This is a genomic window from Ruminococcus bromii (genome assembly GCF_928721825.1).
Taxonomy (GTDB): Bacteria; Bacillota; Clostridia; order Oscillospirales; family Acutalibacteraceae; genus Ruminococcoides; species Ruminococcoides bromii.
On the sequence record NZ_CAKMVP010000003.1, the window covers coordinates 223,836 to 246,921 of the forward strand.

Here is a 23,086-nt window from a genome sequence, read left to right on the forward strand (position 1 = left end):
AGATTATAAGAATTAATAAGGAGGAATATTATCTATGAGAACTACGAAGAAAATTGTTTCTGCAGTTCTTGCAGCGTGCATGCTTGCCTCAACAGCGGTTGTGTCAAGCTTTGCCGCAACAGCCGATGACAGTTCGGCAGTTTCAAGCGACTACGCAAGAGACAATTCTTACACAAAGGCTGCTGAAGATATTGACGCTCAGTATGCTTATTCCGGCAATGATCTTGGTGTTACTTACACAAAAGGTGCTACAACATTCAAGGTTTGGTCACCGACAGCAACCGGTGTTAAGCTCAATATCTTTACAAAAGGTTCGGATGACGAGCAGGGTGCATCTAAAGTTGCTAGCTACACACTTGAAAAAATGCTCGTTGAAGGTGAGTGGAACGGTGTTTGGACGATTACACTCGTCGGCGAATGGAAGGATTATTATTACACATACTCAGTCACAACAACAGACACAACACACATCGGTTCAGATGCAACAAAGACTTATGAAACACAGGATGTATACTCAACGGCAACAGGCGTAAACGGCAAGCGCTCAATGATTGTTGATCTTGACGATACAGATCCTGAGGGCTGGTCAAACGATAACCATGTTCTTCTTGACAAATCAACAAAGTCATCAGTATGGGAACTCCATATCAAGGACTTTTCTTATGACAAGGCCTCGGGCGTAAGCGATGCTAACAGAGGCAAGTACCTTGCTTTCACAGAATCAGGTACAACTCTTAACGGCGAGGGCAAGGTTTCAACCTGTATTGATTACCTCAAGGAACTCGGTGTAACAACAGTACAGCTTAACCCGTTCTATGACTTCCAGTCAGTAAATGAGGCAGGCGATGATTCTCAGTTTAACTGGGGTTATGATCCGACAAACTACAATGTTCCGGAGGGCTCGTATTCTTCAAATCCGTATGACGGTAAAGTAAGAATCAAAGAATGCAAGGAAATGATTAAGGCTCTCCATGACGCCGGCATTTCTGTTGTAATGGATGTTGTTTACAACCATACTTATTCAACTGATTCATGCTTCCAGTACACAGTTCCTAACTATTACTACAGAATGAAAACAACAGGTAAATTCTCAGACGGTTCGGGTTGCGGCAACGAAGGTGCAACAGAGCGTGCAATGTACAGAAAGTATGTTATTGATTCACTCAAGTATTGGGTAAACGAATATCATGTTGACGGCTTCCGTTTTGACCTTATGGGTCTTATGGATGTTGAAACAATGAATATGGCAAGAGAAGCGCTTGACCAAATTGACCCACGAATCACAATGTGGGGTGAAGGCTGGGCAGGCGGTGACTCCTACCACCCGACTAACACTTGCTCAGGCACAAAATTCTATCCTGCAACACAGGCTAATGCGTCAAGACTCAGCGACAGAATCGCTATTTTCAATGACGGCATCCGTGACGGTATAAAGGGAAGTGCAATGGAAATCAACGATGTTGGTTTTATACAGGGCTCAAAGTCATCCGCAAAGGGTGTAAGCTACGGTGTTCGTGCCAACAGCTCAGGTACATACAAGTGGAAGGCTCAGGCTCCTTCACAGTGCGTAACCTATGATGCGTGTCACGATAACGCAACACTTTATGATCAGATTATTGCGTCAACAGGTCTGGCAGACTACGGAGAGAGAAATTCCGAGGCTGTTAAGATGAACAGGCTTGCAAGTGCAATTATCTACACATCACAGGGTATTTCATTCACACTTGCCGGTGAAGAAATGGCTCGTTCAAAAGACGGTGACACAAACAGCTACAAGTCGGCAGCCGACCTTAATATGATTAAATGGCAGAATGTTGTTGACTATGCCGATGTAGTTTCTTACTACAAGGGTATGATGCAGATTAAGTCAGCATTCTCGCCTCTCACAGCTATGGATAATTCATATGCTGACAAATACACATTCACAAAAAAGGTTTCTGCTTCAACAAATCAGATTTCATTCACAATTCAGAACGATGTTGAGGGTGAATGGAACAAGATGGCTGTTATTTATAACAGTGCAACCACAGCTGCAGATGTAACACTTTCGGATACATCCGTAACAGGTTGGGTTGTTATCGCTAACGGTGAAACAGCAGGTCTTGACTCGCTCGGCGAGGTGACAGGCTCAACATTCACAGTACCTGCTCGTTCGGCAATCGTAGCTGTTGACAAGGCAGGCTATGAGTCGGCAGGCATCAAATCTTCAAACGGTAAGGTTAAGGTCAACTATGTTTACGAAGCAACAGGCGAAAAGCTTGAAGATTCTGTAATTCTTCAGGGCACTGTAGGTTCAGGTTATGTAACAGTTCCAAGCGCAGTTGTTCCCGATACATACACCGTAAGCCGTATTGAAGGAAATGCAGAGGGCAATTATACTTCTGATATGCAGGAGGTTACATACTACTACGCAGACTATGTTCCCGAGTCTATCATAAACGCTGACTTTAACGGTGACGGCAAAGTTAATGTAATGGATGCTACACTTCTTCAGAAGTATATCCTTAAGATTGAAACTCCTACAGTTGATCAGTCGGCACTTGACCTCAACTATGACAACAGAGTAAGCGTTGAAGATACAACAATGCTTATGAAGTTTATCGTCGGCATACCTGTTTCTTCGGGTAAGGTAACAGCAAATTACTATTACACGGACGCTGACGGAAAACAGCAGAAGCTTACCGATTCAATCGTATTCTCAGGCAAAGTAGGCAGCACATATGATTCAAAGGCATTCAAGGTTGTCGGCTACGCTGTTGATCCTGACAGAATGCCGGAAAATCAGTCGGGCTTAATTCCTTACGGCGATGCTGAGGTAAACTACTACTACATCGCTTCAAGCCTTGACATCACACTTCATGTAAAGCACAACGGTTCACTTACATGGACGCCATATCTCTGGATATGGGGTTCAGACCTCAAGGGCAAAGACTCAGGCAACTTTATGTCAGAGTGGCCGGGTGATCCTATGACTAAAGGTGAAAACGGTTGGTTTGATTACAGCTTCACATATAAGGGAGCAGGTACATATAATGTAATTGTATCCGATAACGCTACTAACCAAACAATTGACTACAAGGGCTTTGTAGACAACGAAATGTGGATTGTAATTGATGACTCTGCTGTTACGGGCGGTACATACCTTACATTCTACACAGATAACCCTGACACTAACCCCAACGCTCCAATCGCTGAGCAGGTTACACTCGGTTAATCTGAAATCACAAACACAAATTGCAAAAGAGGGCTGACCTTAAACGGTCAGCCCTTTTAATCGCTAAAAAAGGTTATTATTGCTCTGTAACGAAAAACTCCCCGACAGCTTATAAAACTGTCGGGGAGTCATTGGTTTATCAGTTGTTGTTCATTCTGTAGCAGAGAGTCATAAGGCTGTCGCTGAGATGAACATTCTCTACCATAGTATCATTATAACGAGCATTTATATCATAGTGGCTGAAATTCCAGTAATTCTTGATTCCGTGTGAATAAAGCTTATCGAGAACATTTTCAACACAAACACGGGGAATGCACAAAAACGCTGTGTCAATATGATTTTTATTACAAAAATCGTCAAGCTCACTTTCATTTTTAACTGTAATTCCGTTGAGCTTTGAACCGACTTTCTGTTCGTTGTTGTCGAAACAGGCGATAAGCTCAAAACCGAGTTTTTCAAAATTCATATGCATTGCAACGGCTTTGCCAAGATTACCCGCACCAATAAGGATTGCCTTGTAATCGTTGTTAAGACCGAGAATGTTCTTGATTTCCTCTTTCAGCTGACTTACGCTGTAACCGTAACCCTGCTGACCGAATCCGCCGAAGCAGTTAAGATCCTGCCTCACCTGTGAGGCTGTCACATTCATAATTTGTGCAAGCTTAGTTGAAGAAATTTTGTCAATGTTCTGGTCGTTCAGTTCTGATAAAAAGCGGTAATATCTTGGCAAACGCCTGATAACCGACATTGAAATACTGTCATTTTTAGACATTACTCACTATGCTCCTTTAACTTTAAAATCAGAGAGATGCTGCAAGACGCTCGTCAATAGCCTTGAGAAATTCTTCTGTGTTTACTTTCTTTTTGTTCTCAAGTGTCGAGATAGCGTAGAGATCGCCTGTCATAACGCCGTCCTCAATTGTCTTGATTGTTGCGGCCTCAAGCTTGTCTGCAAACTTCATAAGGTCGTCAAGACCGTCAAGTTCGCCTCTCTTGCGAAGTGCGCCTGTCCATGCAAACAAAGTTGCAACAGAGTTTGTAGAAGTTTCTTCACCCTTGAGATACTTGTAGTAGTGGCGCTGAACTGTGCCGTGAGCAGCCTCGTATTCATAGATGCCGTCAGGAGAAACAAGCACGCTTGTCATCATTGCAAGCGAACCGAATGCAGTTGCAATCATATCGCTCATAACATCGCCGTCATAGTTCTTGCAAGCCCACATATAGCCGCCCTCACTTCTGATAACTCTTGCAACAGCGTCATCAATAAGTGTGTAGAAATATGTAATACCTGCGTTCTCAAACTTCTCTTTGTACTCATTCTCAAAGATTTCGTTGAAGATGTCCTTGAATCTGTGGTCATAAATCTTGCTGATTGTATCCTTTGTAGCAAACCAAACATCAAGCTTCTGATCAAGTGCATAGTTAAAGCATGAACGGGCAAATGATGAGATACTCTTGTCAATGTTGTGCATACCCTGAATAATACCGTCAGTCTTGAAGTCAAAGATTGTGCTTCTCTCCTCGGTGCCGTCAGGCTTTGTGACGCAAAGCTCTGCCTTGCTTCCTGCCTCAACCTTCATCTCTGTGTTCTTATAAACATCGCCGTATGCGTGACGGGCAATGCAGATTGGCTTTTTCCATGTAGGAATGTAGGGAACAATGCCCTTGACAAGAATCGGGCTTCTGAATACCGTACCGTCAAGGATAGCACGGATTGTACCGTTAGGTGACTTCCACATACTCTTGAGGTTGTACTCTGTCATTCTTGCGGCATTAGGTGTGATTGTGGCACACTTAACGGCAACACCGTATTTCTTTGTTGCGTTGGCGCTGTCAACTGTAACCTGATCGTCTGTTTCGTTTCTGTGCTCAAGACCGAGGTCATAGTACTCTGTTTTGAGGTCAACATAAGGTGTGATGAGAATGTCTTTAATCTGTTTCCAGATGACTCTTGTCATCTCGTCGCCGTCCATCTCTACGAGAGGAGTGACCATTTTAATTTTTTCCATATCAGCTGTTCTCCTTTGTGTAGTCAAGCAGACCGCCTGCAATGATAATGTTTCTTGTTCTGTCTGAAAGCTCACAGTCAGCAACAATTGTGTCGCCTGTTGTCTTGTTTACAACAGTAACCTGCTTGCCGTTTGCAATTTCGTCCTTAACATTCGGGAGTTCAAGCATATCGCCAAGCTTGATTTTATCATAATCTTCTGCGTTTACAAATGTAAGCGGAAGAATACCTGCATTGATAAGGTTGCTCTTGTGAATTCTTGCAAAGCTCTTTACGAGTACAGCCTTAACACCGAGGAAAAGGGGAGCGAGAGCCGCATGCTCACGGGATGAACCCTGACCGTAGTTTTCACCGCCGACAATAATGCTCTTGCCGAGTGTCTTTGCACGGGTTGGGAATTCCTTGTCGCATACTGTAAAGCAATGCTCTGAAATTTTCGGAATATTTGAACGGAGCGGAAGAATCTTTGCGCCTGCTGGCATAATATGGTCGGTTGTAATGTTGTCGCCGACCTTGAGTGAACATGACGCCTCGATAGAATCTGTGAGCGGATGAGTTTCGGGGTAGCTCTTGATGTTAGGGCCACGGAGGATTTCTACGCTGTCCATTTCTTCAACAGGAGCGGGATCAATAACCATATTGTCATTGATGAGAAATTTTTCGGGCATTTCAATCTCAGCAGCCGCACCAAGACATCTCGGGTCTGTAAATACGCCGTTGATTGCAGAAACAGCCGCAGTTTCCGGAGATACAAGATAAATCTGACCGTCTGCCGTTCCGCTTCTGCCCTCAAAGTTACGGTTGAATGTTCTAAGAGAAATACCGCCGCTGTTAGGTGACTGTCCCATACCGATACACGGACCGCAGGCACTTTCAAGGATTCTTGCACCTGCTGCAATCATGTCGCCGAGTGCGCCGTTGAGAGCGAGCATATTGAATACCTGCTTTGAACCCGGAGCAATTGCGAGCGATACATTGTCTGCAACCTTTTTGCCCTTGAGAATGTGAGCAACTCTCATAAGGTCAAGGTAGCTTGAGTTTGTACATGAACCGATACAAACCTGATCAATCTTCTTGCCCTCAAGCTCTTTGATTGGCTTAACATTGTCGGGTGAATGCGGACAGGCTGCAAGCGGTTCAAGCTCTGAAAGGTTGATTTCGATAACTTCGTCATAAACAGCGTCATCATCAGCCTTAAGCTCTGTATAATCTTCCTCACGACCCTGAGCCTTGAGGAACTTTCTTGTTGTTTCATCAGACGGAAATACAGAAGTTGTAGCACCAAGCTCTGCACCCATATTTGTGATTGTTGCTCTTTCGGGAACAGTAAGTGTGGCAACACCTTCTCCGCCGTACTCAACAATCTTGCCAACGCCGCCCTTAACGCTCATAACACGAAGAACTGCGAGAATAATATCTTTTGCAGAAACCCACGGACTGAGTTTGCCCGTAAGATTAACTCTTACCATTTTCGGCATAGTAATATAGTATGCGCCGCCGCCCATGGCAACAGCAACATCAAGACCGCCTGCGCCGATTGCGAGCATACCGATACCGCCGCCTGTCGGAGTGTGGCTGTCAGAACCGATTAAAGTCTTTCCCGGTTTACCGAATCTTTCAAGGTGAACCTGGTGACAAATGCCGTTGCCGGGTCTTGAAAAATAGATACCGTGCTTTTTACAAACAGACTGAATAAATCTGTGGTCATCGGCGTTCTCAAAACCTGTCTGAAGTGTGTTGTGATCAATGTAAGCAACGCTTTTTTCTGTTTTTACTCTCGGAATGCCCATAGCCTCATATTCGATATAAGCCATAGTGCCTGTTGCATCCTGAGTAAGAGTCTGGTCGATTTTAAGACCGATATCACTGCCAACGGTCATTTCTCCGCAGACAAGATGATTCTTGATGATTTTCTGCGCAATCGTGTAGCCCATAATATTACCTCCTAAAAATTAATGCCTATCATAATTCAGTCCTGCAAAAAAATGCAAAACACTATGTTAATTATATAACAATCTTGAGATATTGTAAAGAAAAATTCACGCAAAATGAGTGAAAATCGTTATTTTTTCACTAAAAAATATTTTTTGCGGTTTTCTATCGGAAAAATGTTCAAAAAGTGTCGGATATTAGCATAAAAGGTGATGAAAAATATAAATTGAATTTTAGCTTTTATAGTGTTATAATGCTTGATGTATGCAATAAGATTTAAGTGATTTTAGCAAAACGAGGTATTTTTATGGATGTAAGAGAGAATTTAAGAAATATTGCAATTATCGCCCATGTTGACCACGGCAAAACTACTTTGGTTGACCAGCTTTTGAAGCAGAGCGGTGTTTTCAGAGCAAATGAAAATGTAGAAGAAAGAGTAATGGACTCTAATGACCTTGAGCGTGAAAGAGGTATCACAATCCTTTCAAAGCCGACAGCCGTAATGTACAACGGCATCAAAATTAACATTGTTGACACCCCCGGTCATGCCGATTTCGGCGGTGAGGTTGAGCGTATTCTCCAGATGGTTGACGGTGTTGTATTGCTTGTTGACGCATTTGAGGGTTGTATGCCGCAGACAAGATTTGTTCTTAAAAAGGCACTCGGCCTCGGCAAAAAGCCGCTTGTTGTTCTTAACAAAATCGACCGTCCCGGTGCAAGACCCGAGGAGGTTGTTGACGAGGTTCTCGACCTCTTCATCGAACTCGGTGCCGACGAAGATCAGCTTGAATTCCCTGTAATTTATGCGTCTGCCCGTGACGGCTATGCATCAGAGGATTATCATGAACCCGGTACGGATATGAAACCTCTTTTTGACGCAATTGTAAAAGAAATCCCTGCTCCTCAGGGTGATATGAACGGAGAACTCCAGCTCCTTATTTCAAACATTGACTCTGATAAGTTTGTCGGCAGAATCGGTGTAGGCCGTGTTGAAAGAGGTACTGCAAAGAACGGACAGGCTGCCGTTCTCTGTCACACAGACGGTACAACTCAGAATGTAAGAATTGCAAAGCTGTATCAGTTTGAAGGACTTAAAAGAGTTGAATGTGACACTGCAACAGTCGGCGACATCGTTTGCGTAAGCGGTGTTCAGGATATCAATATCGGTGAAACAATCTGTTCAAACGATTGCGTTGAGCCGCTTCCGTTCGTAAAGATTGACGAGCCTACGGTTTCAATGAACTTTATCGTAAACAACTCACCGTTTGCAGGCAGAGAGGGTAAGTATGTAACCTCCCGTAACCTTCGTGACAGACTTTTCAAGGAAATTGAAACAAATGTTGCTCTTCGTGTTGAAGAAACAGACAGCGCCGATACATTCAAGGTATCGGGTAGAGGTGAACTCCACCTTTCAATCCTTATCGAAACAATGCGCCGTCAGAATTATGAATTTCAGGTTTCTCGTCCGCAGGTTATCACAAAGATGATTGACGGCAAGCTTCATGAGCCTATGGAGTTTCTTATCATTGAAGTTCCCGACACATATGTCGGTCCTGTAATGGAAAAGCTCGGTTCAAGAAAAGGTGAGCTTATCAATATGGGTACTCGTGAAGGCGGTGTTACTCACATCGAATTCAGAATCCCGTCAAGAGGTCTTATGGGTTATCGTCCCGAATTCCTTACAGATACAAACGGTAACGGTATTATGAACCATGTATTTGACGGTTATGAGCCATACAAGGGTGAAATTGTAACCCGCCATCAGGGTTCACTTATCGCCTTTGAAACAGGCGAAACTGTAACCTACGGTCTTTATGCCGCTCAGGAAAGAGGCAGACTCTTTATCGGACCCGGTGTTCCTGTTTACGAGGGTATGATTGTAGGTGCAAGTCCTAAGTCTGAGGATATCACAGTTAATGTCTGCAAGAAAAAGCACATCACAAACACCCGTGCATCGGGTTCTGATGATGCCCTCAAGCTTACACCTCCGACAATTATGTCACTTGAACAGTGCCTTGAATTCATTGCCGATGATGAGCTTGTTGAGGTTACTCCCGAAAATATCCGTATGCGTAAGCGTATTCTTTCAAAAGAACAGCGTATGAAACAGGCATTCCGTAAGAAATAATTAAAATAATGAGTTATGTAATTCTTGACCTTGAATGGAACGGTTCATACAGCAAGATTCTGCACAAATTTGTCAATGAAATAATTGAAATCGGTGCGGTTAAGCTTGATGATGAACTGAATGTATGCGACACCTTTACAATGCTTGTTGCTCCTAAAATCGGCAAAAAGCTATGCAGTAAGGTAAAACAGCTTACTAAAATAACAAATGAAGAGTTGAAGGACGAGGGCGTCAGCTTTATCAGAGCAATCAGCCTGTTCTCGGATTTTCTGGGTGACGGTGTGCTTATGACATGGAGCGACTCCGACCTTCATGCTCTTATCGAAAACTACAGCTACTACACGGGCAGAACCAGACTTCCGTTTCTCTCACGCTATTGCAATCTGCAAAGCTATTGTGAAGATTGTCTTGATTTGCACGATTCATCCTGTCAGCTGGGACTCGGTGCCTGTGCCGAAATGGCAGGTGTTGATTTTTCGGAAGATGATCAGCACAGGGCGCTTGCCGATGTGTACCTAACATTGGAATGTATGAAGACTTTTTACTGTAAGTATCCGTTAAAGCCGTACATTAAAGATGCTGTCTGTGACGAGTTTTATGACAGACTGCTGTTCAAAAATCATTTTGTCACAGATATCAACAGTCCCGATGTTGACAAGAGCGTTATGTTTTTCAATTGTGAAGATTGCGGAAAACCGCTTGTTCAGCTTTCAAAGTGGCGACTTCACAACAAAAGCTTTACCGCCGAATTTTCATGCAAATATTGCAGAAAGAAGTTCAACGGCAGAGTATCCTTCAAAAAGAAGTTTGACGAAGTTTCTGTAAAGAAAAAGCTCAACGAAAAGGTTGAAAAGAAGCCCGAAACAAAAGAACAGGTCAACACCGTTTTGGCAAACTGAGTGCCTTTTGTATATGGAGTTTTTTCTATGATTATAAAATTCTTTGATAAACTTCATTATAAACTTTCTTTATCAGAAGAACACATAAATGATATAATTAAAAGTAATTCTAAGTATGGTGCTGACATTAAGAGAGAGGATTACTCCTATGATGTAAAATTTACGGATAAGGGCTTTAAAATGAAATTTGTACCGGCTAAAAATTACGGTGGAATTTATAGCCTGAGTCCGATTTTTTCAGGTAAGATAGAGGAAAATTGTGGATATTCTGATTTAACTGTCAGAATGATTCCAAGTCCGATGATTGTTATTGCTTTCATAATCTTTTCGTTTCTCTTCTTTATCGGTTGTAATCTTATTTTGACAGGAACGCTTAATCCTCGTTTTAAAGGTGTAGGCTTTGTGATTATATTCTTTTGTGTGTTCATACAACTTACTAATAGGTTCTTCAATAATATGAAGAGTATTGTTGACGGATTATTTAGTAAATATCAGATTAAGGATAACTGATATTTAAAATTGTTATTATCTTAAACATTATATAGGGCAGAGCGTTTTGTTCTGCCCTTTTTTCATGAATACAGATGGTTGTGCCGTACTCCTCACAACGCACACCGAATTTTCACATACTATTTTCTTGCTTTCAACATTAATTCAGCCGTATTTCATATACTTTTCACTTTGGGGCTTTATTATATTTACAACATCAAAAAACAACACCGACATTCGATGAAGTCTTTTGAAAATATAACTTTTAATCGGAGGTACAGTTATGAACGATAACTTTGAAAACAATAAAAACGGTTATGACGGTTATTCGTCAGATAATAATACTGCTGACAACAGCTATCATGATATTCATTCATCATCAGATTCACAGTCTGCATCAACTGCAGAAAATACAGAAAGCTCTTATGAATGGAACACAAATTCAACATCAAGTGTAAATTCGGGTGAGTACCGCCATTCGTATATAAACGGTAACAACGAGAATGCGTCACACAACCCTAACCGTTATGAAAATGCTTATTCTTCAAACACAGCATCGGGTACATCTTCACAGAACTACGCATCGGATTCATACGGTTCACAGTATTCTTCAAACCCATATTCTTCACAGCAGACTAACAACTATTCATACGGCAATCCGTCACAGAATCCATACGGCTCACAGCCGGGTTCACCGTATGCAAATCAACAGTATTCCGCACCAAAGGCTAAGAAAGTAAAAGTTAAAAAGCCTAAAAAGCCGAAGAAACCCGCATCAAAGGGTTTTGTAGCCGCAATGCTTGTAGCTGCAATCATTCTCGGCGGCGGTGCAGGATTCGGTGGCAGTATGCTTGCATCATCACTTAACAACAACTCATCTTCAAGTGTAAACATCAAGCAGGCATCCGCAAACAGCACATCAACCACAAGCAATGCCGCTCTCGACGGAACAACTTCCAAAATTGTTAAGAAAACAGCCGACAGCGTAGTTGAAATTGCTACCGAAAGCGTTGTAACAGGCGGATTTGCTCAGCAGTATGTTCAGCAGGGTGCAGGTTCAGGTGTTATCATTTCTGAGGACGGTTACATCATTACAAACCACCATGTAATCGAAGGTGCGGAGAATATCACGGTAACACTGCGTGACGGTGCAACTTCATACAAGGCTAAGTTAATCGGCAGTGATGAGGACAACGATATCGCACTTCTTAAAATAGATGCAACAGGTCTTTCAGCCGCAACAATGGGCAACAGCTCAGATCTTGCAGTAGGCGACTATGTTGTTGCAATCGGTAATCCGCTCGGACAGCTCGGTGGTACAGTAACAGACGGTATTATCAGCGCACTTGCCCGTCAGGTAACGGTTGAGGGTAAGAGTATGACGCTTCTTCAGCACAACGCTCAGATCAGCCCCGGTAACTCAGGCGGCGGACTCTTTAACTCAAACGGTGAGCTTATCGGTATTGTAAACGCAAAGGACAGTGCAACAGAGGTTGAAGGTATTGCATTTGCTATTCCGATTAACAATGTTCTTGATATAATTGACGATCTCAAAACATACGGTTATGTAAAGGGCAAGGTTGACCTCGGTATGGAGCTTACAGATATCACATCCGACGATTCCGCATTCTACTACGGACTCAGCAACAAAGGCTGTTATGTTCTTTCGGTAACAAGCGGTTCTAATGCAGAAAAAGCAGGATTTATGAGAGGTGATATGATTACCGCAGTAAACGGTACAAGTGTTTCTTCAAAATCAGACATTGAAACAGCCCTCAAGGATTCAAAGGTTGGAGATACAGTTACTTTTACCGTTACAAGAAGCGGTAAGACCGCAAATCTCAAGCTCACTCTTGCAGAATATTCACCGAGCGGCAGTTCTTCAACAGGCAATTCAAACACACAGAATAAGTCGTCACAATCACAGGGCAAAAGTTCCGATAATAGTGACAGCGACTCAATCTGGAACTATATGTTCGGTCAATAACAGCCAACAAGCTTTTTAGCTTTTTATATAAATATTCATACAGCCAAAGCTGTAGACAAAAACTCTCTCTTAACGAACAAAGCTCCGTAACCGCACGGAGCTTTGTTCATTTTTATATATTTTTTTCCGCAGCGCTTTCAATTAAAGCTTTTTGCACATCAGTATATCTTAATTTGCTTACAGGAATTTTCATTCCTCCGCTTAAAAGAATTTGATATCTTGCGATTGATTCAATTTCATTAAGTGCAACCAAAAAGCTTCTGTGACATTGAATAAAATCATCCTTTGGCAGGAGCTTTATAATCTCTGAAAGCGTTTTTGTAAGCTCTAAAATTTTGTTATCTTTCAAATGGAAGGTGAGAGTTTTACCGTAAATTTCAACATACAAAATACTTTTTAAATTGATAGAATGGCTTTTTCCGTTTTCCTTAATTATAAGGCTTTGCGATTTGTAATTTTGAAATGCCCTCAAAAAAGCTCTTTTCAACTTGGCTTCATTCAGAGGCTTAATAAGGAATCCCGAGGGTTCCGCTTCATAACCGTCAATTGCATATTCGGAATATGAGGTCATAAATATAAATTTAATGTCCGTGAAATTCTGCTTGATTTTGCATGCAATGTTAATTCCGTTTTTGTTTCCGATGATTATATCAAACAAAACAAGGTCAAAATATTTATTTCCGTTTTCAAGGTCGTTTAATAATATGTCGGCATTCAAATACGATTCAACTGAAATATCAATTCCGTTTTTCAGTGCAATGTTTTCAAGCAAGACTTGAGCTGATTCGTTAAAAATTTTTTCATCATCGCAAATTGCAATTCTGTACATTTACTCACCCTCCGAGCTTATTATGCTCATATTTGTTTTTACCGTAAAGACATTATCAGTACAATCAATTATCAAAATGCTGTTATATTTTTCTGAAATTGAATTCATCGCAATAATTCCGTACCCGTGATTGTTTTTGTCGCTTTTGCCTGAAATGGGAAAATGGTTTTTGTCAAATACAAGATTTTCAAAACAGCAGTTTGAACAGGAGATAAACAGAAAATTTTTATTTGCTTTAATATCTGTTTTTATAAATCTGTGTTCTGTATCGGTTTTTAAACAAGCCTCAATTGCATTGTCAAACATGTTTTCAAGAAACACACACAAATCTTCATCGGCAATGCTGATTTGTTCCGGAACATTTGCACTACATTCAAATTTAATGCAGTTATCGTTAGCTATTTCTGCATATATACCTGTAATTGAGTTTATCAGAATATTGTCGCAGTATTTAATTTTCGGAAGTTTGCTAAGCTTGTCAGTGACTTTTTCTATGTACTCTTTGGCTCTCTGAGTGTCATTATTATCAAGCATAGCCGAAATTGCAACCATATGATGATTCATTTCGTGGCGAGCAGCTTTGGTTTCTTTTTCGCCGTTTTTTAACATCTGATAGCTCTGCAAAGCATATCTTGCACGCTCATTTACTATAAAAATTCTTTTCTTATACTCCGTATAATCGTCAATAAATTCTTTGATAATTATCAATACAGAAATAATTGCCGTAACTGTGCAGAACATAGTATTGAGGGGTGCGAATTCGCCAAATTCAAAAATGCTGCCCAAAATATTATTTCCGTAACTTAGAAAGTCAGAGTCGCTTGTACATGCCGCCAAAGTGTAACCGCAAAAAATGCAGATTATAAACAGCAGAATATATTTTGAACTTTTGTATTTTTTATACTTCTGCCCATCAAAAATAAAATCTAAAACAAGCATTATAACGGTTATCAAAAAGTACAGCGAGAGTGAAACTTCAGTAAAATTGATAAACTCAATGGATTCACTGAAAAATCCGTAGCAGATGCAGTATGTCCCGAGCAGGATAAAAGATGATACAAGAAGAATGAATTTTCTCCAGTTAGTGAACATAAACGCTACGAAGAATACAATCGGTATAACATATATTCGTGATAGTATCGAAAAGTCGAATGATGAAAGAACCTTTGAACTCATTTGCAACTGTGAAGATGAGTAACACACACATCTTAAAGCAAACAGTATTAAAAACAATATCATGAGTAGGATTTTGTAATTTTTATGTCCGTTTTTTGTTCTTACAAAGAAGATTAGACATAATGCGATTGCCGCAATAAAACTTAGAGTTGATAAAATAACGGCACCGACAGATCCCACAACAGCATCTGTGGATTTTTGAAACATATCTGCAAGCGACGGATATTTAGTAAAATAATAAGGATTTTCGTCCGTGTAATATGTGTATATTCTCATTTCATTCCCCGAAAAATCAGGCGATATTGGAATACTTGCGGTGGTATAATATGACGGTCCCGTGAACAGATAATTATCGGGAATTTCAAGAAATCCGTCTTTATTTCTTTTTATGTCATCACCGGTCAAATCAATATTTGAATAGGCAAGATAGTTTTCTATGAACACCTCGGTTGCTACTCCGGATGGAGAAAAATTCAAAAATTTGTCATCGGTTATTTCGGGGAGGGTTATTTTCATACACAAAGCCGAAAAATCAGTATCGTTTACGGTTGCAGTTAATTTATCTTCAAATACAGGATAAACGGAGCTTACTTTTCCGTCCTTTAGAATTTCGTAACTCCATATATTTTCTGTTGGTGTGTCGGCAAGAGTGTCTGGCTTGTTGGGTGAAAAAAGGAGTGCCGTGACAACAAATCCGATTATTGCCAGAGTGATTGCTAATGCCGCAATGGCAGGAAGATACTTTAATTTTTTTGTTTTCATATTCTTTTCTCCGTAAATCATAATTTTATTGCTGTATATACATATATTAAGTGTTTTAACAGCAAAATGCAAGCCGTATTGTGTCATTTTATTTCTGTTCGTGTCGCAATAGTTCCCGTTCGTGAAAATAGCTTGTAATTGTGAAATTTTGCTATTATAATCACATTGAATTGCAAAATGTGCAATAATAAAAATAACGGAGGAATAATTATGAAAAGAATTACAAAGAAAATCGTTTGTCTGCTTACTGTGGCAACTATGCTTTTGGTGGCAACAGTAACAGTCGTAGGTGCAGTTTCAACTCCTGATACTGTTGTTGACGATCAAGAAAACCCTTTCAAAAGCTATTGCATTAACAAAACAACAGGTGACTTGAAGAATACCGAAATGGTATATTCAAATGAGCATTATGATACTGTAACCGCAGTTTATAACAACCTTACTGCAGGAACTTATGAATTCGGAGCAACAGGCAGTCCCTATTTTAACGAGCCTGCAACAACGGAAGTTAAACTTACAAAGGACGGCTCTGTTAGAATTTACTACCATTATGTGACGAATGATATTGAAGCAGTAGTTTATGATGAACCGCTTACCCCCGATGAAAAATATGAGGCTTTAATCACAACCGATGGCGGAGATTTTGTTCAAGGTATTCTTCTTTCAACATCATCAGAACATTATGATTGCATAACAGGTGTTGCTGATAACCTTAAAGCAGGTACTTATAATGTTAATGTTCGTAACGGCAATGATTTTTTAGTTGATAAAGATTTCACCCTTTCTAAAGACGGTTCAGTCAGAATCAACTACTATACTGTAACAAATGAAGTGGATGTTATTGTGTATGAGTCCGAAAAAGCTCCTTATGAAGTACCCTCGGGTTATCTTATGAAAGATGACACCATTGTAGATATGTTCTATTTCCAGCCTTCATCTCACGACGGTGTATATACGCATACTTCCGAAAATCTCCCTGTCGGTACTTATACTGCCGTTATTTCAACAGGTAAAGGTACTGTAATTGAAAAAAGTTTCACTACAACAATTAAAAGTGATGTCCTTTTAACTTATGTTCAGGACAGTGATGAATTTACATTTGTCGAACTTGGCACAATTACACCGGAAAGTAATGATAACACAAATCCGACAACTTCAACTGATGTATCATCTTCAACATCTGATGTTGTGTTAAAGGACAGCACAAACAATAACAATGATAACGGAGTTGTTAAAACAGGTGACTCGCCTGTAGTTTCAATTGCTCTTCTTTCAGCTCTTACATTTGCAGTTGCAGGAATGTTCTTTGCAAAGAGAAGGTTTGACTTCTAATTAAAATTAGTCATATCAATTAAGGAGCCGAGATATTCCGTGACTCCTTTTTTAAAATAATATAATAAAAGAAAAAAGAACCGTGACATAAAAGCACGGTTCTTTTGTTTGTTTAAAAATCTTATTTATTTTCTTCCATATATTTAAGCTGTTTGTAAATCATATTGGCACACATATACACATTACCGCCGCCCATTGTGAGAATGAGGTCGCCCTCTTTTGCATTCTTGCAAACATAGTCGGTAATTTCTTCAAATGTGTCAAGACATACAGAACCCGGAACTTTTGCACCGAGGTCAGTAGAATAGATGTTATATGTGTTTGTTTCACGAACAGGGAGAATAGCCGAAATAATTGCCTGATCCGGAATTTTAAGAGCCTCCGCAAAATCGTCAAGGAGCATGGCTGTTCTTGAAAATGTATGCGGCTGGAATATTGCCCAAACCTTGTTAAAGCCCATTTTCATTGCGGCATTGAGTGTTGCGGTAAGTTCTGTGGGATGATGAGCAAAGTCATCGGCAACAGTAATTCCGTCAGGTGTGCCGAGAATTTCAAATCTCCTGTGAACACCGCCGAACTTGTGAAGATTCTCGGAAATTTCCTTCGGAGTAGCGCCAAGATAATGTGCAGTAGCCGCAGCGGCAAGTGCATTATAAATGTTGTGCTTTCCGGGAACGATAAGCTTAATCTGTGTGAGCTTCTCACCCTTGAAGTAAAGGTCAAACTGCTCGTGAACACCCTTGTCTGCGCTGATGTTTTCAGCTCTGTAATCGCAGTTTTCGCCAAAACCGTAGGTGATTTTCTCAATCTCAACATCCTTTACGGCATCAAGAGTGTTTTCATCGTCACCGTTGATAACAAGCAAGCCTGTTGTCTGATGAGCAAATTTGTTGAATGACTTCTTAATGTTGTCAAGATTCTTGAAGTAATCAAGATGATCTGCGTCAATATTAAGAATAATCGAAATAAACGGATTGAGCTGTAAGAATGTGTCAACATACTCACAGGCCTCACAAACGATTAAATCGCTGTGACCGACATAGCTGTTTCCACCGATAAACGGAAGTTTTCCGCCGATAATAGCTGACGGATCAAAACCGCTGCCGATAAGCACCTGTGAAAGCATAGCGGTTGTCGTTGTTTTGCCGTGTGTACCCGAAACCGCAATACTTCTTCTGTATCTTCTTGTAACAATACCGAGCATTACGCTTCTTTCAATGCACGGAATACCGAGTTCCTTTGCCGCCTGTCTTTCGGGGTTAGTTTCCTTAACAGCCGCTGAGTAAACAACAAGCTCTGCACCCTTAATATTTTCTGCGGCGTGTCCCATAAATACGGGAATGCCGTAACCCTTAATTCTGTCAAGAGTTTCACCCTCGTTCATATCCGAACCCGAAAGCTCATAGCCCTCGTGGTGAAGAATCTCAGCCAGCGGACACATTCCGCTGCCGCCTATACCGATAAAATGTATTCTTTTTATGTTATCCATAAGACTGTCGTAATTCACAATAGTCCACTCCATTCCTGATAAGTATATTTGTCTGTCACAAAAATCATTCCGCTTTGCCTGTATTTAAGTCGGAACACAGGTCGATTTGCATTCAAAGAGCAATGCCGTGACAGAACTGCAATACTCATATTATAAGACGAATGGACAAAAAAATAAATACCTAATTTGATATTTGTGCAATTTTTGTGTATTGTACGGATACTGTGTTTTAATTGTTGCCAAATTGTAGAGTAAATGCTAAAATAAAGGGGAATAGGATTATAACTAAAAATACACATAAAATGGCAGAGTGATAAAATGACTTTAAAAAAGAATGATATTGTAAACCTTACAATAACTTCGGCAACTGCCGAGGGCAGCGGAGTCGGAAGAACAGATGACGGCATTGCCGTTTTTGTACAGGGTTCTGCAATCGGTGACGAACTCAAGGCGCGTATATTAAAGGTTAAGAAAACCTACGCTTTCGGCAAAATCGAAGAAATTCTCGTTCCGTCCAAGGCGAGAATTACTCCCGACTGCGAAAACTTTATGAAGTGCGGCGGTTGCACATGGCGACATATTTCTTATGAGGAAGAATGCAAAATAAAACAGCAGAGAGTTGAAGATGCCGTAACACGCATCGGCGGTCTTGATAATGTTGTTTTCAAGCCGATAATTTCGTCGGATAATATCACAAGATACCGCAACAAGGCGCAGTATCCTGTCGGTCTTGACCGTGACGGAAATGTTGTGACGGGCTTTTACTCATTCCACAGCCACCGCATAATCAATTGCACCGACTGTGTTTTACAGCCCGAAATTTTTGCAAGGGTAATTGAAATTACAAAAGATTTTATCACAAAAACTAACACGGAAATTTATGATGAAACAACAGGCAAGGGCAGACTTCGCCACATTTATATCAGAATCGGCGAGGTTTCGGGCGAGCTTATGGTGTGCTATGTTGTCAACGCAAACGGTCTTAAACAGGAAGATTTACTCGTGAAAATGCTCAAATCCGAACTTCCGCAGTTAAAAAGTGTGATTATCAATTCTAACAGAGAAAAAACAAATGTTGTTCTCGGCAGAAAAAACAGAACAATCTACGGAAGTGACCATATTACCGACACACTTTGCGGATTGCAGTTTAAAATTTCACCGTTTTCGTTCTGGCAGATCAACAGAAAACAGGCTGAAAAGCTTTACGGCAAAGCCAAAGAATATGCAAATCTTAAATCTGACGAAATTCTGCTTGATTTATATTGCGGAACGGGTACAATAGGTCTTACAATGGCTGATTCCTGTAAACAGCTTATCGGTGCGGAGATTGTTGAAGATGCCGTGAAAGATGCAAATGAAAATGCAAAAGCAAACGGCATTGAAAATGCACGATTCATCTGCGGAGATGCCTCAGATGCCGCATTTCAGCTTGAAAAAGAGGGTTTAAAACCCGACTGCGTAATTCTTGACCCACCGAGAAAAGGCTGCGGCGAAGAGCTTGTAAAGACAATTTCAAGAATGTCGCCGAGCCGTGTAGTCTATGTATCCTGTGACCCCGCAACCCTCGCAAGAGATTTAAAATTCTTCACAGAAAACGGCTACACCCCCAAAGAGATCACCCCCTGCGATATGTTCTCCGGAACCTCCCATGTAGAGAGCGTGGCATTGATTGAAAGAAATTAACAAAATAATATAGAAAAGGAATTAAAATGCAAAATATTCTTAAAATTAAACGAACAAAAACAGCTTTGGCATTTAATCTTGCGATTATCGCTTGTGAGATTGCCGCAATAATTATCGTGTTTTTCAAAATAGGCTGTTATCCGCTTATATATTACACTGAGGACAGCAACCTGTTTGCACTTGTTGCCTGTGCGGTTATGGCAGGCTTTCAGGTGCGATATCTCAAAAGCGGAAAAGAAATTCCGCACTCGGTTCAAATGTTCAAATATATGGCGGCGGCTGTGCTTTCGGTAACATTTATCGTAGTTCTTGCTGTACTTTCCCCGATGCGTGGAGATGGCATAAACGGTTGGCTCTATATGCTTTTTAACAAAGACTTCACCTTTTTACATACTTTGTGTCCGATTCTTACAATTTTATCGTTTGTGCTTTTTGAAAAAGAACCTCACCTTAACACAAAATCAGCTTTCACGGCTACAATCCCTACATTAATATATGCGATTCTGCTTATTATACTTAATATAGTCGGTGCAATTGACGGTCCATACCCGTTTTTGCGTGTGATGAATCAACCGTTGTATATGTCATTTGTTTGGTTCATCGTTATAGTAGGCGGTGCGTTTTTCCTTGCACTTCTGCTTCAAAAACTTAATTCAACAGGAAGAAAAAGAAAATAATAGATAATAAGACAGTAAACAGATGAAAATTTCAGATTGGAGTGATTTTTATGAAATACCGCAAGTTGGTTGAGAATGCTAAAAAGCCAAACGGATTTTGGGGCAAAATGATGATTAAGGCTATGAATAAAGGACATTCAAGCCTCACCTCATGGGGACTTGAACATATGAATATTGAACGCACCGCAACTGTACTTGACATAGGCTGCGGCGGCGGAAAAACCGTTGACCGACTTTGCTCAATTGTTGCCAACGGCAAGGTTTACGGAATCGACTATTCCGAACTCTCGGTAAAATCCTCCGAAAAACTCAATTCAAAAAATATACTCTGCAACAAAGCGAAAATTCTTCAGGCATCTGTATCCGATATGCCTTTTGATGACAATACATTCGATAATATCACGGCAGTTGAAACCTACTACTTCTGGCCTGATAAGGAAAATGATGTAAAAGAAGTTTTTCGTGTTCTCAAACAGGGCGGAACGGTTATGCTGCTTTTTGAAATGCTCAGAACAGACGATGATCCGTTCAAGTGGGAAAAGGTTGAAAATATGCTGAATATCAAGTCGGTAACTCCGCAGGAAATCAGAGCCGTACTTGAATCGGCAGGCTTTGAAAACATAAACACATACACTAAGGAAGGTACAACATGGCTTTGTGCCACAGCACAAAAACCGAAGGATGATGAAAACTAATGAAGGCTTTGATTACAGGCGCAAGTTCGGGCATAGGTAAAGAAATCGCCCGATATCTTGCAGAACTCGGTTATGACCTTATTCTTGTATCACGCTCAACCGATAAGCTTAACAAGCTGAAAGAGGAACTTTCAAATGTGAATGTCAGGGTAATTACGCTTGATTTTTCACGAGAAAGTGACAGCATGGATTTGTATGAGCATATTAAGAATGAAAATGAACAGATTGATTTTCTTGTCAACAACGCCGGATTCGGTGCTTACGGAAAATTTTTGGATGTTCCGCTTGAAAGAGAGCTTGAACTCATTCACACAAATGTTTCAACGGTTCACATTCTCACAAAGCTTTTTCTTAAAGATATGGCGGAGAGAAATAGCGGATATATTCTCAATGTAGGTTCAGCCGCAGGATTTCTTGCAGGGCCGACATTTGCAAGCTACTATGCGTCAAAGAATTATGTTGTCCGTCTTACTCAGGCGATTCATGAAGAAATGCGTAGGGATAATAAAAATGTTAAGGTTTCGGTACTTTGCCCGGGTCCCGTAAAAACCAACTTCAATAATGTTGCGGATGTTAAATTCTGCATAAGAGGACTTGACCCGAAGTTTGTTGCAAGGTATGCCGTTGACATGACCATGAAGGGCAAAATGATTATCACACCCGGCTTTGAAATGAAAGCGGTGTCGTTTTTCAGACATTTTGCACCCGAAAAACTTCTCACAAGAATTTCTTATAATGTTCAGATGAAGAAAAACGGTATAAAATAATTATCATATAGAAATAGGGGAGGTGACACATTGAGAATAAAATTCGTTGACAAGGCGATAAAACTTTACAAAAGAATAACAGGCAGATTTGAACCGATAACAAGCAAATGCGTTCACGATAATATTTTTGCAATTGCCGGACAGTCGGCATTCTTCATCATATTATCGGCTGTGCCGCTCTCAATGTTCTTTGTGTCACTTTTGCAGAACCTGCACATTCCGATTGATTTTGTTTATCACGGACTCAGCAGTGTGTTTTCGTCAAAAATTGCCGATGACTTAACATACTTTCTGACCTCTGCCTATGAAAGTGCTGTGGGAATTTCTCTTGTAACGCTTGTAGTCACTCTGTGGTCGGCGGCACAGGGAATCCATGCAATCACAAACGGTCTTAACAGAATTTATGACGCATACGAAAACAGAAACTGGTTCTTTTTAAGAATAAGAGCAATGTTCTACACAATTGCATTGTTTGTAATTGTGCTTGCGTCACTTGTACTTATTGTCCTCGGTTCAACAATTAACGATTTTCTTTCACCGCACCTGAAATCATTGCCGGACATAATCGGAATAATCTATCATCTCAGATATATACTTATCTTTATGTTTCTCACGGTATTGTTTGCGCTGATTTACAGGAACTTTCCGAACATCTCACGCAGTGAGCATAAGGAATACGGCTTTAAGTCGCAGCTGCCGGGTGCGTTTCTCTGCACGGTTTCGTGGTATGTGCTTTCGTTCGGCATTTCGGTTTATGTGTCAGACTTCAACGGATTTTCCGTGTACGGAGGTCTTACCAGAATTGCCGTTATTATGATCTGGTTTTACTTTCTTATGGTTTGTCTTATGGTTTGTGCCGAAATCAATTATGTCTATCATGACAGGATAAAGGTATTCACAGTCGCAAAATTTAAAAGAAAGGTAAAAATCAAGGGTTCAGAGCTTAATCAAATAAGAAAAGAAAGAAAAAATAATAAGTCAAATAAAAGTAAATAAATCAAAATAAAACACTTCCGTTC

The 23,086-nt window shown here is 40.6% G+C and carries 17 protein-coding genes; 11 read left to right on the forward strand and 6 right to left on the reverse strand.

Annotated elements, in window-relative coordinates:
- Window positions 1–34: 34 nt before the first annotated feature.
- Window positions 35–3,214 carry a type I pullulanase gene (gene pulA, locus QDI94_RS01325; protein WP_278866534.1) on the forward strand — a complete coding sequence of 1,060 codons (3,180 nt, stop codon included), beginning with the start codon at window positions 35–37 and terminating at the stop codon, window positions 3,212–3,214.
- A 139-nt stretch (window positions 3,215–3,353) separates the two neighbouring features.
- On the opposite strand, the gene QDI94_RS01330 is transcribed toward pulA, so the two are convergent.
- Genes QDI94_RS01330 through QDI94_RS01340 form a run of 3 tightly spaced genes read right to left on the reverse strand, consistent with a single transcriptional unit; the run spans window position 3,354 to window position 7,156 of the window.
- Window positions 3,354–3,986, reverse strand: a complete 633-nt coding sequence (locus tag QDI94_RS01330) for a redox-sensing transcriptional repressor Rex (protein WP_101029029.1) — start codon at window positions 3,984–3,986, stop codon at window positions 3,354–3,356.
- A 28-nt stretch (window positions 3,987–4,014) separates the two neighbouring features.
- On the reverse strand, window positions 4,015–5,223 hold the full coding sequence (locus tag QDI94_RS01335) for an NADP-dependent isocitrate dehydrogenase (protein ID WP_021883331.1): 1,209 nt from the start codon (window positions 5,221–5,223) through the stop codon (window positions 4,015–4,017).
- Window position 5,224: 1 nt separating this feature from the next.
- Entirely contained in the window at window positions 5,225–7,156 is a 1,932-nt protein-coding gene (locus QDI94_RS01340) for an aconitate hydratase (RefSeq protein WP_101029028.1), read from the reverse strand.
- A 305-nt stretch (window positions 7,157–7,461) separates the two neighbouring features.
- Between QDI94_RS01340 and typA the strand changes: the two genes are divergently transcribed.
- From typA to QDI94_RS01360, 4 genes are all read left to right on the forward strand, one after another.
- Window positions 7,462–9,282: a translational GTPase TypA gene (gene typA / locus QDI94_RS01345; protein WP_101029027.1), complete on the forward strand. Its 1,821-nt coding sequence runs from the start codon at window positions 7,462–7,464 to the stop codon at window positions 9,280–9,282.
- An 8-nt stretch (window positions 9,283–9,290) separates the two neighbouring features.
- On the forward strand, window positions 9,291–10,181 hold the full coding sequence (locus tag QDI94_RS01350; protein ID WP_278866536.1) for a 3'-5' exonuclease: 891 nt from the start codon (window positions 9,291–9,293) through the stop codon (window positions 10,179–10,181).
- Window positions 10,182–10,208: 27 nt separating this feature from the next.
- Window positions 10,209–10,691 (forward strand): hypothetical protein, encoded by a 483-nt coding sequence (locus QDI94_RS01355; RefSeq protein ID WP_278866538.1) that lies wholly within the window; start codon window positions 10,209–10,211, stop codon window positions 10,689–10,691.
- A 262-nt stretch (window positions 10,692–10,953) separates the two neighbouring features.
- Window positions 10,954–12,657 carry a S1C family serine protease gene (locus QDI94_RS01360; RefSeq protein ID WP_278866541.1) on the forward strand — a complete coding sequence of 568 codons (1,704 nt, stop codon included), beginning with the start codon at window positions 10,954–10,956 and terminating at the stop codon, window positions 12,655–12,657.
- A gap of 112 nt (window positions 12,658–12,769) precedes the next feature.
- Here QDI94_RS01360 and QDI94_RS01365 read toward each other — a convergent pair whose 3' ends face one another.
- Complete coding sequence (locus QDI94_RS01365) at window positions 12,770–13,486, reverse strand: LytR/AlgR family response regulator transcription factor (RefSeq protein ID WP_278866543.1); 717 nt, start codon at window positions 13,484–13,486, stop codon at window positions 12,770–12,772.
- Entirely contained in the window at window positions 13,487–15,424 is a 1,938-nt protein-coding gene (locus QDI94_RS01370) for an ATP-binding protein (RefSeq protein ID WP_169923262.1), read from the reverse strand.
- Between the two features lie 210 nt (window positions 15,425–15,634).
- On the opposite strand from QDI94_RS01370, the gene QDI94_RS01375 reads away from it, so the two are divergent.
- The gene (locus QDI94_RS01375; protein ID WP_101029021.1) at window positions 15,635–16,756 is read left to right on the forward strand and encodes a hypothetical protein; all 1,122 of its coding nucleotides are present in this window, start codon (window positions 15,635–15,637) and stop codon (window positions 16,754–16,756) included.
- 121 nt (window positions 16,757–16,877) lie between these two features.
- Here the strand turns inward: QDI94_RS01375 and murC are convergent, their stop codons facing one another.
- Window positions 16,878–18,278 carry a UDP-N-acetylmuramate--L-alanine ligase gene (gene murC / locus QDI94_RS01380; RefSeq protein WP_242958578.1) on the reverse strand — a complete coding sequence of 467 codons (1,401 nt, stop codon included), beginning with the start codon at window positions 18,276–18,278 and terminating at the stop codon, window positions 16,878–16,880.
- 285 nt (window positions 18,279–18,563) lie between these two features.
- On the opposite strand from murC, the gene rlmD reads away from it, so the two are divergent.
- From rlmD to QDI94_RS01405, 5 genes are read left to right on the forward strand one after another with little or no spacing between them, the layout of a single operon-like run.
- Window positions 18,564–19,928 (forward strand): 23S rRNA (uracil(1939)-C(5))-methyltransferase RlmD, encoded by a 1,365-nt coding sequence (gene rlmD, locus QDI94_RS01385; protein WP_278866547.1) that lies wholly within the window; start codon window positions 18,564–18,566, stop codon window positions 19,926–19,928.
- A 26-nt stretch (window positions 19,929–19,954) separates the two neighbouring features.
- Window positions 19,955–20,605, forward strand: a complete 651-nt coding sequence (locus QDI94_RS01390) for a hypothetical protein (protein ID WP_278866549.1) — start codon at window positions 19,955–19,957, stop codon at window positions 20,603–20,605.
- A 50-nt stretch (window positions 20,606–20,655) separates the two neighbouring features.
- On the forward strand, window positions 20,656–21,300 hold the full coding sequence (locus tag QDI94_RS01395) for a class I SAM-dependent methyltransferase (RefSeq protein ID WP_117881244.1): 645 nt from the start codon (window positions 20,656–20,658) through the stop codon (window positions 21,298–21,300).
- Window positions 21,300–22,067 carry an SDR family NAD(P)-dependent oxidoreductase gene (locus QDI94_RS01400; protein ID WP_015523667.1) on the forward strand — a complete coding sequence of 256 codons (768 nt, stop codon included), beginning with the start codon at window positions 21,300–21,302 and terminating at the stop codon, window positions 22,065–22,067. The genes QDI94_RS01395 and QDI94_RS01400 overlap by 1 nt, the downstream gene beginning before the upstream one ends.
- Window positions 22,068–22,097: 30 nt before the next feature.
- Window positions 22,098–23,063: a YihY/virulence factor BrkB family protein gene (locus tag QDI94_RS01405; RefSeq protein ID WP_278866552.1), complete on the forward strand. Its 966-nt coding sequence runs from the start codon at window positions 22,098–22,100 to the stop codon at window positions 23,061–23,063.
- The last annotated feature ends 23 nt before the right edge of the window (window positions 23,064–23,086 follow it).

Coding starts and splice junctions, on each gene's coding strand:
- QDI94_RS01390 (WP_278866549.1), top strand. CDS start 19,955: ATGCAAAATATTCTTAAAATTAAACGAACAAAAACAGCTTTGGCATTT.
- QDI94_RS01370 (WP_169923262.1), bottom strand. CDS start 15,424: ATGAAAACAAAAAAATTAAAGTATCTTCCTGCCATTGCGGCATTAGCA.
- QDI94_RS01360 (WP_278866541.1), top strand. CDS start 10,954: ATGAACGATAACTTTGAAAACAATAAAAACGGTTATGACGGTTATTCG.
- QDI94_RS01355 (WP_278866538.1), top strand. CDS start 10,209: ATGATTATAAAATTCTTTGATAAACTTCATTATAAACTTTCTTTATCA.
- QDI94_RS01330 (WP_101029029.1), bottom strand. CDS start 3,986: ATGTCTAAAAATGACAGTATTTCAATGTCGGTTATCAGGCGTTTGCCA.
- QDI94_RS01375 (WP_101029021.1), top strand. CDS start 15,635: ATGAAAAGAATTACAAAGAAAATCGTTTGTCTGCTTACTGTGGCAACT.
- rlmD (WP_278866547.1), top strand. CDS start 18,564: ATGACTTTAAAAAAGAATGATATTGTAAACCTTACAATAACTTCGGCA.
- QDI94_RS01335 (WP_021883331.1), bottom strand. CDS start 5,223: ATGGAAAAAATTAAAATGGTCACTCCTCTCGTAGAGATGGACGGCGAC.
- QDI94_RS01350 (WP_278866536.1), top strand. CDS start 9,291: ATGAGTTATGTAATTCTTGACCTTGAATGGAACGGTTCATACAGCAAG.
- QDI94_RS01365 (WP_278866543.1), bottom strand. CDS start 13,486: ATGTACAGAATTGCAATTTGCGATGATGAAAAAATTTTTAACGAATCA.
- QDI94_RS01340 (WP_101029028.1), bottom strand. CDS start 7,156: ATGGGCTACACGATTGCGCAGAAAATCATCAAGAATCATCTTGTCTGC.
- QDI94_RS01400 (WP_015523667.1), top strand. CDS start 21,300: ATGAAGGCTTTGATTACAGGCGCAAGTTCGGGCATAGGTAAAGAAATC.
- QDI94_RS01395 (WP_117881244.1), top strand. CDS start 20,656: ATGAAATACCGCAAGTTGGTTGAGAATGCTAAAAAGCCAAACGGATTT.
- murC (WP_242958578.1), bottom strand. CDS start 18,278: ATGGAGTGGACTATTGTGAATTACGACAGTCTTATGGATAACATAAAA.
- pulA (WP_278866534.1), top strand. CDS start 35: ATGAGAACTACGAAGAAAATTGTTTCTGCAGTTCTTGCAGCGTGCATG.
- typA (WP_101029027.1), top strand. CDS start 7,462: ATGGATGTAAGAGAGAATTTAAGAAATATTGCAATTATCGCCCATGTT.